This window comes from Pseudoalteromonas sp. McH1-42, assembly GCF_022347845.1.
GTDB classification, from domain to species: Bacteria; Pseudomonadota; Gammaproteobacteria; order Enterobacterales; family Alteromonadaceae; genus Pseudoalteromonas; species Pseudoalteromonas rubra_D.
This window is the reverse complement of sequence record NZ_JAKRFU010000019.1, coordinates 153,767-167,262: the sequence shown is the minus strand read 5'-3', so window position 1 is coordinate 167,262 and position 13,496 is coordinate 153,767. Positions and strand designations below refer to the sequence as shown.

The 13,496-nt window shown below is 47.9% G+C and carries 12 protein-coding genes; 2 read left to right on the top strand and 10 right to left on the bottom strand.

Translation table 11 applies throughout. From position 1 onward, the window contains the following. Positions 1 to 538: 538 nt before the first annotated feature. Complete coding sequence (locus tag MHN31_RS17560) at positions 539 to 874, bottom strand: hypothetical protein (protein WP_049865791.1); 336 nt, start codon at positions 872 to 874, stop codon at positions 539 to 541. Positions 875 to 968: 94 nt separating this feature from the next. Next, the gene (locus MHN31_RS17555; protein ID WP_125563192.1) at positions 969 to 1,433 is read right to left on the bottom strand and encodes a nuclear transport factor 2 family protein; all 465 of its coding nucleotides are present in this window, start codon (positions 1,431 to 1,433) and stop codon (positions 969 to 971) included. Positions 1,434 to 1,665: 232 nt separating this feature from the next. Between MHN31_RS17555 and MHN31_RS17550 the strand changes: the two genes are divergently transcribed. Continuing rightward, on the top strand, positions 1,666 to 2,589 hold the full coding sequence (locus tag MHN31_RS17550) for a DMT family transporter (RefSeq protein WP_125563194.1): 924 nt from the start codon (positions 1,666 to 1,668) through the stop codon (positions 2,587 to 2,589). Positions 2,590 to 2,631: 42 nt separating this feature from the next. Here MHN31_RS17550 and MHN31_RS17545 read toward each other — a convergent pair whose 3' ends face one another. From MHN31_RS17545 to MHN31_RS17520, 6 genes are all read right to left on the bottom strand, one after another. Beyond that, entirely contained in the window at positions 2,632 to 5,775 is a 3,144-nt protein-coding gene (locus MHN31_RS17545) for a CusA/CzcA family heavy metal efflux RND transporter (protein WP_239444917.1), read from the bottom strand. An 11-nt stretch (positions 5,776 to 5,786) separates the two neighbouring features. After that, positions 5,787 to 6,953: an efflux RND transporter periplasmic adaptor subunit gene (locus tag MHN31_RS17540; protein WP_239444916.1), complete on the bottom strand. Its 1,167-nt coding sequence runs from the start codon at positions 6,951 to 6,953 to the stop codon at positions 5,787 to 5,789. A gap of 178 nt (positions 6,954 to 7,131) precedes the next feature. After that, positions 7,132 to 7,485 carry a hypothetical protein gene (locus MHN31_RS17535; RefSeq protein ID WP_239444915.1) on the bottom strand — a complete coding sequence of 118 codons (354 nt, stop codon included), beginning with the start codon at positions 7,483 to 7,485 and terminating at the stop codon, positions 7,132 to 7,134. A gap of 108 nt (positions 7,486 to 7,593) precedes the next feature. Continuing rightward, complete coding sequence (locus MHN31_RS17530) at positions 7,594 to 8,076, bottom strand: GNAT family N-acetyltransferase (RefSeq protein ID WP_239444914.1); 483 nt, start codon at positions 8,074 to 8,076, stop codon at positions 7,594 to 7,596. A 228-nt stretch (positions 8,077 to 8,304) separates the two neighbouring features. Next, positions 8,305 to 8,766 (bottom strand): YaiI/YqxD family protein, encoded by a 462-nt coding sequence (locus MHN31_RS17525; protein ID WP_228553093.1) that lies wholly within the window; start codon positions 8,764 to 8,766, stop codon positions 8,305 to 8,307. Between the two features lie 57 nt (positions 8,767 to 8,823). Beyond that, on the bottom strand, positions 8,824 to 10,707 hold the full coding sequence (locus MHN31_RS17520; RefSeq protein ID WP_010385991.1) for a methyl-accepting chemotaxis protein: 1,884 nt from the start codon (positions 10,705 to 10,707) through the stop codon (positions 8,824 to 8,826). A 90-nt stretch (positions 10,708 to 10,797) separates the two neighbouring features. Between MHN31_RS17520 and MHN31_RS17515 the strand changes: the two genes are divergently transcribed. Further along, on the top strand, positions 10,798 to 11,997 hold the full coding sequence (locus MHN31_RS17515) for a porin (RefSeq protein WP_239444913.1): 1,200 nt from the start codon (positions 10,798 to 10,800) through the stop codon (positions 11,995 to 11,997). On the opposite strand, the gene MHN31_RS17510 is transcribed toward MHN31_RS17515, so the two are convergent. Together MHN31_RS17510 and MHN31_RS17505 are read right to left on the bottom strand one after the other, a co-directional pair. Continuing rightward, positions 11,994 to 12,716, bottom strand: coding sequence for an NAD(P)-binding oxidoreductase (locus tag MHN31_RS17510; RefSeq protein ID WP_239444912.1), 723 nt, complete (start codon positions 12,714 to 12,716; stop codon positions 11,994 to 11,996). The two genes, MHN31_RS17515 and MHN31_RS17510, sit on opposite strands and share 4 nt — an antisense overlap. A gap of 143 nt (positions 12,717 to 12,859) precedes the next feature. Beyond that, the gene (locus tag MHN31_RS17505) at positions 12,860 to 13,423 is read right to left on the bottom strand and encodes a YSC84-related protein (RefSeq protein WP_010385986.1); all 564 of its coding nucleotides are present in this window, start codon (positions 13,421 to 13,423) and stop codon (positions 12,860 to 12,862) included. Positions 13,424 to 13,496 lie beyond the last annotated feature (73 nt).

The window sequence follows — 13,496 nt, the reverse complement described above, 5'->3', positions numbered from 1 at the left end:
AATTTTTGTGCGTCATTCAGTAAACTGAAATTCGCTGTTAGAACTCAATCTGTACGAGTGCCCACACAGATGATTGCTTCATATTTTTAAAGAACATAATCCGGTTACCCGGTGCGACTTAATGTCGCCGCGCTGTTAGCGCCGAGGGTTGTGCATTCTAATCACTTCCCATTTTATGTCAATACTTTGCTGTGTTTGATTTATTTTTCAAAACAACCCAGTTTTATTTGACTCCCAACTCGTTGGCTCGTTGCTTTTCAGCGTTGTGCCCCGTGTCGGTGGATGCGCATTATAGGGAAAACGAAACCCAGCACAACCCTTTTTTTGAGGAAAAGTGAAAAAAAGCACCCAACCGAACAAAATAAAACCAAGTCGGTTAAAATTAATACAGATTGGAATCAAAATAAGCAAACTCCTGTATTAATAATCCCCTTTATTAACCCGGTTGAATCTGTAAAGCGATTAATCCCCAGAGAAACGCCGACGGAATTACACTAAAAAGTGGTCCATAACGACAAAACAAACTCTCTGTTTAAAGTTATACGCAAACCGCATCATAAAAGTAGCGCTTGTGCTTTTTTACTGAAACACCCGATTGCTCAATTTCCATCATATTATTGTCATCGAGGCAAACCTGAAATTCACTGCACCCGGTAACAGCGGTCAATGGCATGACCAGTTTAGGGTTAGACCAAGAGTCACCGAAGCCAACTTCCAGATCATTTAGATCCTCAAATTCGACAGACAACTTGTAGGTAGAGCCAGGAAAGATCTGCGTTAGAGTGAGCGCTTTGATCTCTCCTTTTTGACATAAAAAGGCAAAAATTGGCTTTGATGTTTTGTTTTCGTATGTAACTGCAACATTGGTAATCACGGCGGCATTCCCTGACTGAATAATCTATGTGCAAACTATAGATTTCTGTCAGATAAAAGCAATTACGGGCCATTACAGTTTGACTTCTTGCACGTTACCCACCACTACGGTGCCTTGCAACTTGATGGAACTGCCACAATACATTCAGGATCTGCCATTCCCCCGATGCATTTTTATATAAATGCATATAATCAACCCATTCATCTGTGGTCAGCTTTACTGACGCTATTCGTTCATCAAGATCCAGCACGTTCACTTCCATCTTTGGCCGCTTTGCAAAACGGTCACCTGACACGTTATATTCTGCTGCAAGCTTAACCAACCCAGCTTTGTCCATGGACATGACAAATTCCCCATCCGTTTTGCCCCGCCAGTATGTTCTTTTTACCAACTCATCATCGGCTATTTGTGCCATCAATTTTGGCCTCACTTCGATTTGCGCAATCAAATAACTTTTAGCTACTTGCTCTATTGCATGCCGATCCAAATTCAAATTTGCATAGCTATGTGCTGGCAATAAAACATACCAGATTAAAATCAACCGGATAAACGACACCATACTTGGCTCCTTTCAATAATAATATTGCTGCGGTTCGATATAACGACCGTATCGCAAATCCTATCTCTTCAGGTTGAATGCTCAACTTAAGGTTTTCTGAATCTCTAAAGTGCATAAATAAAACCTTGCAGTTCAGAAATATAGGGGAATGTTCATAATTCATTTACTGACCCTTGATTAAATTTGTTACGCTATCGCCTCCTGCCATACTGACTTTAATCGAAGGATCACCATGTCGACGACCACTTGCAATGATCAGCCCAATGATACGCCAATCGTCCTGGCACTCGTATCAGCCATGCTTTTTTGGGGAATGAGTTGGATCTCAGGAAAAATCATCGCTGACATAGCCCCAGCCCAGGTTACCGTATTCTATCGACTGTTCCTTGCGGCTATCAGCATGCTACCAATCATGTGGATACTGCATAAATTTAAGCTGCTCAGTCTGAACTACAATGCACGTGCTCTGTTCTGGTCATTACCCGCAGGCATTTTACTCGCAGCTTATAATCAGTTGTTTTTTATGGGCCTGGCCGATGGCCTGCCCGGTAAAGGCGGGATGCTGGTCACCACTTCTAATCCTGTATTTACCTTTATTCTAAGTGCCGTTTTATTGGGTCAAGCGATCAACAGGCTCCAGGGAGTGGGACTCGCACTGGGCTTGGGTGGCGGGCTATTAATGATAGAAGTGTGGCATTTCAATCTGGATCAGATACTAGCTTCAGGCAACGCCTACTTTATACTCGCATCACTCACCTGGGCGTTTCTTACTTTAATCAGTCAACGCGGTACTCGTTACGCAGACTTCATTACTTTTAGTACTCTAATGTATGTCTGGGCCTCTTTACTAAGCTATTTATTTGCCTACCGATATGATCCATTTATCGATGCAGCACAATACCCAGCATATTATTGGCATCATTTACTCTTTTTATCGATTTTCGTGGTCAGTATTGCCACCAGTGTGTTCTTTCTGGCAACCCAGAAACTGGGCCCCAATCGTTCCAGCTCTTTTGTCTTTGTGGTCCCGGTGACGGCCATGGGGCTTTCAGCCTGGTACTTCGCAGAGCGACTGAGTTTGGGCGTGGCTGTCGGTGGTGCCTGTGCACTGTGCGCAGTTTACCTGCTCAATAAAAAAACGGCTAAATCTGGGTAATGTGCAAAAGCCGGGTCACAGCCCGGCTTTCCTGATTTTTTACTAAATCCGACGCTTTGCGAGACGTCGTGCGCAGAATCGCTCAAATAGAATGGGCAACACAAACAAAGTAAGCAAGGTTGAGGTAAATAACCCACCTATCACAACACTGGCCAGCGGCTTTTGGATCTCAGATCCTACACCAGTCGACAAAAGGATCGGGATCAGACCTAATGCGGAGGTAAGCGCAGTCATTAATACCGGACGCAACCGCGAAGTCGCTCCTTCTCTAATTGCCTTGGTTATCTCCACTCCCGCAGCAATCCGCTGATTAATGCTCTCTACCAATACCACAGCGTTCAGTACAGCAACACCAAACAAGGTGATAAAGCCGACCGAAGCTGGCACAGATAGATACTGTCCGGACAGATAGTGCGAAAAGACGCCACCGATAACACCCAAAGGAATACAGCTCAGAACTAGCACCGCCTGAGAAACCGATCTAAAGGTCAGCACCAGCAAGACCGCCATCAGCATCAGTGAACCAGGAATCACAATCGCCAATCGCTGTTGTGCACGTTGCTGACTTTCAAACTGCCCACCAAATTCAATGCTATAACCGGGTGGTAGCGACAGTGTGCTGTCAATTTTGGCTTTTATATCGGCCACTACGCTGCCCATGTCTCTGCCAGATACATTTGCCTGCACAACGATCCGACGCTGTACATCATCACGACGGATCTGTACCGGACCAGAAGCAAATTCAACCTTAGCCACCTCATTTAAGCTGACCCAGGCGCCGCTTGGAGACATGAGCATTAACGCCTCGATTGCCGCCGGATCGCGTCTGAACGACTCCTCCAGCCTGACGTAGATATCGTATCTTTCGTTACCCTGGACTATTTGCCCGGCTACATTACCTCCTAGTCCTCCACTGACAAGGTCCATGACATCGTTTACAGATAGCCCGACGCGGGATAATGCGTCCCGTTTAGGCGTTATCACCAACTGAGCCTCACCACTTTGCTGCTCTAAAGCGACATCCGTGGTACCGGGTAAGGCTTTGACCAGACGTTCAAGCTCTTCCCCCTTTTGCATCAGTACCGGCAACTCAGGTCCCAGTAATTTAATTGCCAGCTGGGCTTTAACGCCTGACAACAATTCATCCACCCGAGTTGCTATCGGCTGAGAGAAATTCAGCAATAAGCCAGGGTGGACAGATAATGCCGACGCAATCTTGCCTTGTAACTCATCCCGAGTGCGGGCATTTTTCCACTGTTCTACTGGTCGAAGCCCGATATAGATCTCAATGTTATTCACCGGCTCAGGATCACCGCCAACCTCAGGCCGGCCTATGCGGCTCAGTGCATAAGTCACTTCCTCAAAGCCCAGTATTGTTTCTTCCAGCTTAGGAGCAATGGATAAACTGGTTTCAAGACTGGCAGACGGTGCCAGTGTTACGCGCAAGTTGAGCGTCCCTTCTTCAAGTTCAGGGACAAATTCACTGCCAATTTGGGTCAATGTATACACAGCCATAGCAAACAAAGCCGAAACTCCCACTAGTAGCGCTTTGCTGTTTCGCTGCGCGAGTTCCAAAGATTGCCGGTAAATCCCTTCTGCTTTTTCTAAAACAGCGTGACGCTGTAATGGCCTATGACTATTCAACAGATAACAAGCCAAAGCTGGTATTACCAACAACGCAATCACAACCGCACAAACCACAGCCAGCATAATACTGCTGGCCATTGGCGTGAACAATTTGGCCTCGACCCCTTCAAAAGAAAACAGTGGCAAAAAAACCAATAAGATAATGGCAGACGCGAAGAAGATAGGTCGTGCGACGTCTTTCGCTGCCAGACTAACAAGCTCAGAAAAAGACTCTGTGCTGGTGTTCGTGGCCCCCCGGGCTGCCTGTTGTTGTAAGATCCGCTCAACCATCACCACTGAGCCATCGACCAGCATGCCAATAGCCACAGCCAGCCCGCCAAGGGACATCAGATTTGCAGGCATCCCCATCAAAGACATCAAACCCAGGGCCAGAGTAATGGCAACGGGCACAGAGAGTATCACCAGTACGGCAGCTCTCAGATTAAGCAGGAACAGCAAGAGCACCACAGCAATAAATACAAACGCTAGCAGCAAGGCATCAGCCACCGTAGTGATGGCCTTATCAATCAGCATACTTTGATCATAAATGGGTACGAATTCGACCCCAGAGGGCAACGCCCGATTGATTTGCGCCACTTTGCTTTTTATCCCGTCGATCGTTGCTTTCGTGTTTGCACCCATCCGTTTTAGTACAATGCCACTGACGACCTCACCTCGAGAACTTATCTGGCCAGAGGCATCTCGCAAGGTCAGAGTTACCGCCCCCTGACGTATCTCACCGCCAAGTTTGACCTGAGCGACGTCAGCCACTCTCACTACGGTGCCATCAATTGTCTTAATGGGCACCTGACGAATTTGCTCTAAGCCCGGTGCGCCACTGCTAAACCAACCCACACCTCGGATCACGAGCTGCTCCTGAGCACGGTCAAGATACCAGCCGCCTGCATTACGGTTATTGTCCGATAAGGCACGCTGTACCTGCGACTGAGTTAATTTGTATGCCAGCAAACGCGTAGGGTCCAAGTCCACCTGATATTGTTTGACCTGGCCGCCAAATGACAGCACTTCAGTCACCCCCTCTATCGGCATCAACAGGAGTTTAACCAGCCAGTCGTTGATACTGCGTAGCGTCATTTCGTCAACTCCCGAATCGGGATCAGCCACCAGCAAATATTGGTAGACTTGTCCCAGCCCAGAGGTATTCGGACCCATATCCGGCATCCCGACTGAATCCGGGATCAGAGAGCGGGCTGTTTGTAGGCGTTCAAATACCAATTGTCTTGCAAAATAGACATCAGTCCCTTCTTTAAAGACTACTGTCACCCCGGACAACCCGGTTTTGGAGATAGAACGCACTTGCTCAACATCCGGCAGCGCGTACATAAGTGCCTCAATGGGATACGTGATGAGCTGCTCGACTTCTTGTGCCGCGAGTCCGGGGGCTTCAGTATTCACTGTCACCTGGATGTTGGTCACGTCCGGAAAAGCGTCAAGATTCAAACGCGGTACTTGCCAAATTGCCGCGATCAAGACTAGCAGTGTTGCAAACAGCACCACAACACGGTGCGCGATTGCACCTTTTATGATTTTCTCTAACATCCTGTTCGCCCTCAGTGGTTATGTGGATCAAAGCCACTTTTTGCCATTTCAGACGCAATAAAGAATGCTCCCTGAGCCACTACCCGGGTGCCAGATTGAATCGCCTTTGTCCCTTCCTGTAGCGGCACAGGTTCAATAATCACCCCGTCTTTTGTCGGTGCAACCCGTTTTACGGGCGTGGCAACGTACTCACCCTGCTCATCTTCCACAAACACTTGCCACCCGCCATCCGCATCGCGCACCAGCGCTGATTCAGGTACGGCAATCACGGGCTGAGCCGTCGAAAACAAAAAGTACGCACTGACAAACATACCGGCATGTAATGTATCGCCCCGATTATCAACCTCAAGCCGGACCACCCGCGTGCGCGTTAATGGGTCCAATGTATGTCCCTGCCGGAGCACCTTTGCCGGGTATCTGCGCTGATTATGCTCAATCTCAACGGGTGTATCGGTATTAATCAAACGCTGCTGCGTAGCGGCCAATCTGACTTCAACCCACAATGTCGATTCGTCACCGAGTTTCATAATGGCTTCACCTGAACCAAAGCGCTGTCCTTGTACAAAGCCGTCCTCCAGCACAATCCCTTCACGTTGGGCAGACAGAGTATAAGTGCCCAGAGACTGAGTTTGTCCCGCTTCTAAGCGGTTAACGGCAGAGTGGCTCATACCCATCGCCAATAACGTACCCAGCGCCGCTTTATATTTTGCTCTGGCTACCAGCTTCTGGTTTTCGCTCAAGCTCGCATCGCTCAATCGTTCAACTCGCTTCCATTCACTGGCTGCGATCATATAGTCCGCCTGCGCCTGGGCCATATCCTGGCTAAATAATGTGACCAATTTATCCCCGGGTCTGACAACCTGACCTAAACTCGCATGACGACGCTCTACCACAGAATCAACCCGCGGCGTCACCATATAACTGGTATAACGGTTTGCTTTAAGCTCGCCCGGCGCATAAACCGGTGTTTGCGCATATTGAGCCTGAAGTGTCATCAGCTTGAGGTTGATCTGTGACTGCTGGGCTTGACTGAGCAACACGCTTTGCTGATGGGGTAATTCTGTCTGGAAAGAAACATCAGAATCATGATTATGACCTGGTTCTGTGCTTGAGATGGCGCTGGCTTTCAGCGATATCAGTAAAAGCCCCGCTGCGTAACTTAAAATACGCTTGTTCATGATAGTGTGAACCTCTTCATTTGTGGCGCGTGACGTACCACACTCCACTGCCTGTCTGTTTCAGGCAAAAATCGACATGACCAATCGCACTGTCCTGAATTGCATTAAAACAGGCACATTGAAGCGATCCGTCAAACGGAAAAATAACAAGAACTAAAAAAGTTTGGAGGAAACAGAGTTAAGCGATGGGAGGTTTAAACTGAGATTCAATACGCCGGCGAACCTGAGTATCGGCAGATGAAAAAGGGATGTCGGGTTTCATCAATCCAGAAATCGGAGACAAGCGAACTGACATCCAGATTGTATGGCTACCACTGCAATGGCCACAATGATGACAGTCAGAAATCACGTGACCCTGCTCGTCAAAGATCACGCTTTGCGAGGCCGGATATCGTTCTTCATGGACATGATTGGTTTGCAAATGTGCTTTGGTGGGCTGATGAAAGTTGCCGGGATCGATCACAGCAGTCACCGATTGTAAACCAATCAGTAATACCATTATTAATGTGAGCAGACCCTGTAGTAAGCGCAACTTACCCTCTGACTGTCGATAAAGTTGCCAGCAATATATGCTGACAAGGCTTAGATGTCAATGCCTCAAATCACCCTATCATATTGATATGAAATAACATTATTAATGTTACTGAAGCCATTTATACATAATATGACTGTCAACAAAACCCAAACTGGGATGACGGTAAGCCTTTGGAATCGTACCAATAATCTGATACCCCAACCTTTGCCATAACTGTACCGCCACCTGATTACTGGCGACCACCGAATTAAACTGCATCGCACGATATCCCAGCTTAATTGCTTCACTTTGAGAGTGTTCACACAATGTACGAGCAATGCCTTTACCCCTTGCCTGAGGGGCAACCATATAGCCACAATTGCAAATATGGTTGCTGGGGCCCATGGCATTGGCCTTAAGGTAATAACTTCCCAGGATCTCATCCCCTTCGACCATGACATACGCATTGTCTACTTTTTGACACCACAGCGCATAAGCTTGCTGTTGTGACATATCCGGGTCAAATGCATAAGTCTCTTGTTGCTCAATGATTTCTTTAAAAGTTGGCCAGAAATGTTGAAAGTCGCTTTGTGTCATTATTCTTATCATGGTTTCTCCAATTCAGCATTACAGACAAAACGCAGTCGTTAAGAACCGTTCCTGTCATCTGCGTATTCCCACAGGCATTAGCAATACGATATCAAACGCCGGTCACTTAGCGGCTTTTATCCAATGGTATTTTCAACGCGCAATCAAGGTTGCCGAGTATCAGCTTATTTATAATCCAGAGGATGTCATTTTTAAACAAAGAGAGGCACCATAGCGCGGTGCCAAATATTAACCTTTATTTTGCTGTAGCCAGCGGTCTAAGCTGTTGGCGAACTGTTGCTTTTCAGCCTGTCCTAAGGGAGGGGGACCACCACTGACCATGCCACTGCTTCGCATGGTATCCATAAAATCGCGAATATTTAGCCGCGATCGAATGTTTTCTCTGGTGAACTCTTCTCCACGTGTGCTCAGTGCCAACCCGCCTTTTTCAATGGCTTCAGCTGCCAATGGTATGTCACTGGTGATCACCAGATCGCCGGCACACATACGGCGCACAATCTCATTGTCAGCCACATCAAAACCACTACTCACCTGTAGCTTATGGATATGCGGAGAAGGCGGCGTTTTAATATATTGATTGGCGACGAATGTCACTGGGATCTGGGTTCTGACTGCGGCACGAAACAAGATTTCACGGATCACCACAGGACACGCATCTGCGTCCACCCATATATTTTTCTTATTGTCCAAAACTGGCTCATTAATTCGGTTTGCTATGCGGCAAGTGTACAACTTGCCGAAGCGTAGCTAAAGCGTGAATTTCGATAATAACCCTTCTTGTTCATGGGCATGTTGCGTCAGCACTTTACTTGACTCAAACTGGCGAACGGCAAAGCTCCCCACTTCGACACTAATATCATTGATATTTGAGGTATTTTTATTGATTTCCTCAATCACCACGCTCTGCTCTTCAATCGCGGTTGCGATCTGGATGTTGCGGTCCATGATGTCTTTCACCGCTTCTGAAATCTCATTCAACATGCCTGTAGCCTGCTCAGTCTGCTCGACACACAGCAACGTTTTGTCACGACTGCTGCCCATCGCACTTTGGACCTGAATAGAGGATGCCTGGATCTGTTCAATCATTGATTTGATTTCAGTGGTCGATTCTTGCGTTTTGGTTGCCAAAGAACGAACTTCATCGGCAACCACTGCAAAGCCCCGGCCCTGCTCACCAGCCCGGGCAGCTTCAATGGCGGCATTCAGCGCCAAGAGATTGGTTTGCTCCGCAATGCCGTTTATAACAGATAAAATATTTTCAATACTCTGACTGTATTCCGCCAGCTGTGTACTCATCTCGTGTGAGATATTTATTTCATCGGCCAGTGCGCTGATCTCACCACGGGTTTTCTGAAATACCTGTTGCCCTTCTGCCGCCCTTTCATTGACCGAGGTGATCGATGTCGCGGCATTTTGGGCACTACCAGCAATCTCACTGGAAGTCGTGCTCATCTCATGCATCGCCGTTGCCAGCCCTTCAATCAGTTGTACCTGTTCATTGAGCTGACTGCTAGACTGATTCGCCAGCGTACTCGCTTCGTCACAACTGGCCACCACCAGATCAGCACGTTGCTTCACATCTGTCACCAGGCTATGTAATGACCCCAGAAATTGATTGAATTCCTGCGCGACCTTGCCGCATTCATCTTCATGCTTTATTCGCACTCGCTGAGTAAGATCACCACTCCCCGACGCAATATTGGTGATCGCATCATTGAGATCTTTCAGCGGTCTCAATAACTGAATTGCCAAAGCCCGACTCAAAAAGGCTCCGAGCAATATGGCCACCACTGCCAACATCAATGTGCTCATTGAAAGCTCTCTTAAATCACTGAAAACCAGGGCTTCATCCAGCAACACGGCCAAATACCAATCAGTCCCATACTGCTGCGATAACGGATAAAAATAGAGCAGCTTGGCTTCCCCTTTAACCGTCACTTCTAATAGCGTCTTTTCAGCTGATTTATTCAGTTGTGGCGACAAACTACTGAGCGGTTTGCCATTCAATTTGGCATTTTGGTGAGAGACAATAATCCCTTTACTGTCGACTAAAAACGCATAGCCCGTGCCATCAAAGTTCACCGCATTCACACTTTTGGCTATGGTATCTAAGCTAAGATCGCCCCCAATCGCGCCGCGAAATTGCCCGCCTGAATTAATAGGCGCAACCACAGAGAGCAACAATTCACCGGTTGCTGCGTCGGTATAAGGGCTAGTAAACACCGTTTTACCTTTGTCTCTGGCCAAGCGATACCAGCCTCGTTCCCTAAAATCCACATCTGGCGGGTTTTGCCTGTTGGGATTGTTCGAACGCAAGATTCTCTCTGTGCTCAAGGTACCAAATGACAATAAAAAGGCGTCTTTAAAATAAGGTGATTCGAGCCCCTTTTGAAACTGCTCGGGGCTAAAGTCAGCCTCAATCTGACTGCGCAGTAATCGAATTAAAGCTGCTTTTTCTGCCAACCAATTATCAATACCCAGTGCCAGCAATTGTGCGGAATCACTGACATATGCAGTGGTTTTCTTTTTCATAGAGGCATTGACCAGCCAATAGGTTGTCGTACTGATCACCAAAATGATCATAAAGATGAGTAACGCCGATGCCAAAGAGAACTTGCTGCGAATCTTCATATTTTTTAGGCCAAATAAAATCACCCTTTGCCAAAGTGTTGTCTATAATTCCAGTTATCGCAACTAACGCAACAAATTTGGTAATTTGCTATGAAAAACGCGATCTCTTCTGTGGCTAAAGCCATCCTGGTTGCACTTTGTGTGCCGCTCACCTGTGCTCAAGCTAACACCGAACGCGCCGTCACTATGGCTGACATCGAAGCGCTCGAAGCTCAGCTCAAAGCACTCAAGGCCCGCTTTGAAAGGCAAAACCCAACCGCCGCTCAAACAACACAAAACGCTAAACCCACAACTAACAAAGCAGCTGCTGCAGATGCAAAAGCCGCTTCCTCTGCCAGTTCAGCTAAATCAGCGCCGACTGAAGAAAAGCGCAAGCTGGACGTATACGCGACCATGCGCCCGACATACGGTCGCCTGGAGACCAACGGTGAGGATAATTGGGACGTGCGTGACGCCCTGTCCCATGCCGGACTCAAGGTTACCCACGAATTTGACAAAGACTGGAGCGCAGAGCTGCATGGAGAGTGGAGTATTGACGTTGCTAATGAGGGCAACTTTGGTCGCTCCCGGCGGGCCTACACCGCACTGAACACCCCTGTCGGCCGCTTTGGCATAGGCAAGCAACGGCCGGCACAATATCTTTTTATTGCCGAGTATGTTGATATATTTAATCATGCCAACAGCCCGTTTGCGTATGACCCTGAGAGCCTCTTCTTCGTCGACAATCTGATCAGTTACCGGCTTACACCTGGGCCTTTTACTTTTGTTGCAGTTGCACAGTTTAATGGCGAGTCGGGCAGTAACTCAGATGATTTGGTCAATGTTGGTTTGAGTTATGATGCTAACGATTTGCATGCTGCTGTCACCTACCAGCAAAACGACGTTTATGCCGATGATGTCCAGCTTGGCGATAACAGCCTCTGGGCAACCTCGCTGGCCTATCAATTTACACCTCGCTTCTATGCCGCCGTCGCTTATCAGGATAAAGATTACAACAGAGATGCTGCAGGTGCTGACCGCAGTGGGCACACCTTCGATTTATCCTTTGCTTACCAACTGGCCAAAGCCTACAAACTGAAAGCAGGCTACTTTGATTTTGATGACGGATACCTGGATTCAGATCCGGCCGCAGGCGGCTTTGATGGCTACAACCTGACATTAGAGTGGAGCCCTATTAAAGTACTCAGAATTCACCTTGAGTACCTTAACAAGTCGTTCGTCAATGGCGATGACTTCGACTCCATTTCTATCGGCTTCAGGTATGACTACAAAACCACGGTTGAGTATTAACCCTGGTCCTGATTATACAGTACAGGAGAGCAGCCCTGCCATTGCTGCCACAGTGCCGGGTCAAGCGCTAACTGACTCATAAAATGAGCGACATTGATCCGGCTTGTTTTTCCCGCATCAAAAATGGCGTCACGTATTGGAGATGGATGAACGTCATAAGCTGTGACCTGAGCATCATTTGTCAACGAATCTGGCCTAACCACGACCCACTCAACCCCCTCCTTTGCGGGGGAGCTGGCACGTAAGAGCTTCGCCGCAGCCTCATTATCAGGAAGAGGTGGCAGACATAAACGTAATAACGCCACCACGGCACGATGTGCCAGAGGTGGCCGCTCATGCAAAGACTCACAGGTGCACCCAGCACTGTTCATTAAGATAAACTTAGCAGGGCTCCCGCCATCTTTGTTTGCAATTGCCTGACACACACTTTGCACTGCATCACGCACCAGGCGGCGGGGATGACCATAAATACCCTGAAACGTTGCCCGATGTCCCAGACAACAAATAACCGTTTTCACGTCCGCCACTAACGCTTCGAGTTCCCGGGTGCTCAACTCGGCAATATTGCCTACCCTGACATCCAGTTGCGGGTTGGCTTTGAGCGTTTCCAGTTGTGCACTACTTTGCCGGACAAGGACTCTGACTTGCACCTGTGCCAACATCAACTGCTCAACAACCAGCCTGCCCGTCGCCCCGCTTGCTCCAATCACTAAAATCATAACGCATCCTTTGGCTGTCATTTATCGGGAGTGTAACGTGAAGGGAGTGGATTAAAACAGGCACAAAAATGTGACAAATGGTAAGTAGACTTTCCAGCCGGCCCAACAGGCCGGCTAAGTGTCGTTGCCAGGGGCAAATGGAATTAGTTTAATTCCTTGTCTTGCCAGAATTTCGTTCCTTTGACTGTCGCCTGCAATGCCAGGCCACTTTCGGTAAATGTATACACTGTTACATCCCCATAGTAGACTTCGCCTTCAATAGAGGCCCCTTTATCAGCTGCCCTTGCAGCAGCATCGGCATTTCCGCCAAATGTCCAGCCGGACTCCACAAATTGTTTCATCGCCGCCTGGGTATGAAACACCATCACGATACGATAATCCTTTGCACCCAGACCCAGTCCGACACCACCTTCGGCCATATTCATGTAAGTTGACTGACCTGTGGTGTTATTTTCTACGACACCATAGCCAGTGCCTGCGGCAACAAAAATGATATTCAGATTCGCATTAGAAAACACCGCATATCCAGGCGCATTGCTCAGCTGGGCGCGAACATCCGGCTTTTTACTATAGAGCTTGGTTAAAGTATCTCGTTTCATCTTCTGAATTTCGGAACGCTTTTGGACAGCATCACCCGGCCCCATAGACGCACAAGCACTCAGTAACACAGACAAAACAACCGACATCAGTAAGGGAATTGTACGCATACCTTTTTCCTTTTACAGTTAGAAGCAGGCAGTTGAATCACTGCCCGCAGAAAAACATCATCTTAAGGGTAGG

Coding starts and splice junctions, on each gene's coding strand:
- MHN31_RS17555 (WP_125563192.1), bottom strand. CDS start 1,433: ATGGTGTCGTTTATCCGGTTGATTTTAATCTGGTATGTTTTATTGCCA.
- MHN31_RS17550 (WP_125563194.1), top strand. CDS start 1,666: ATGTCGACGACCACTTGCAATGATCAGCCCAATGATACGCCAATCGTC.
- MHN31_RS17545 (WP_239444917.1), bottom strand. CDS start 5,775: ATGTTAGAGAAAATCATAAAAGGTGCAATCGCGCACCGTGTTGTGGTG.
- MHN31_RS17540 (WP_239444916.1), bottom strand. CDS start 6,953: ATGAACAAGCGTATTTTAAGTTACGCAGCGGGGCTTTTACTGATATCG.
- MHN31_RS17530 (WP_239444914.1), bottom strand. CDS start 8,076: ATGATAAGAATAATGACACAAAGCGACTTTCAACATTTCTGGCCAACT.
- MHN31_RS17520 (WP_010385991.1), bottom strand. CDS start 10,707: ATGAAGATTCGCAGCAAGTTCTCTTTGGCATCGGCGTTACTCATCTTT.
- MHN31_RS17515 (WP_239444913.1), top strand. CDS start 10,798: ATGAAAAACGCGATCTCTTCTGTGGCTAAAGCCATCCTGGTTGCACTT.
- MHN31_RS17510 (WP_239444912.1), bottom strand. CDS start 12,716: ATGATTTTAGTGATTGGAGCAAGCGGGGCGACGGGCAGGCTGGTTGTT.
- MHN31_RS17505 (WP_010385986.1), bottom strand. CDS start 13,423: ATGCGTACAATTCCCTTACTGATGTCGGTTGTTTTGTCTGTGTTACTG.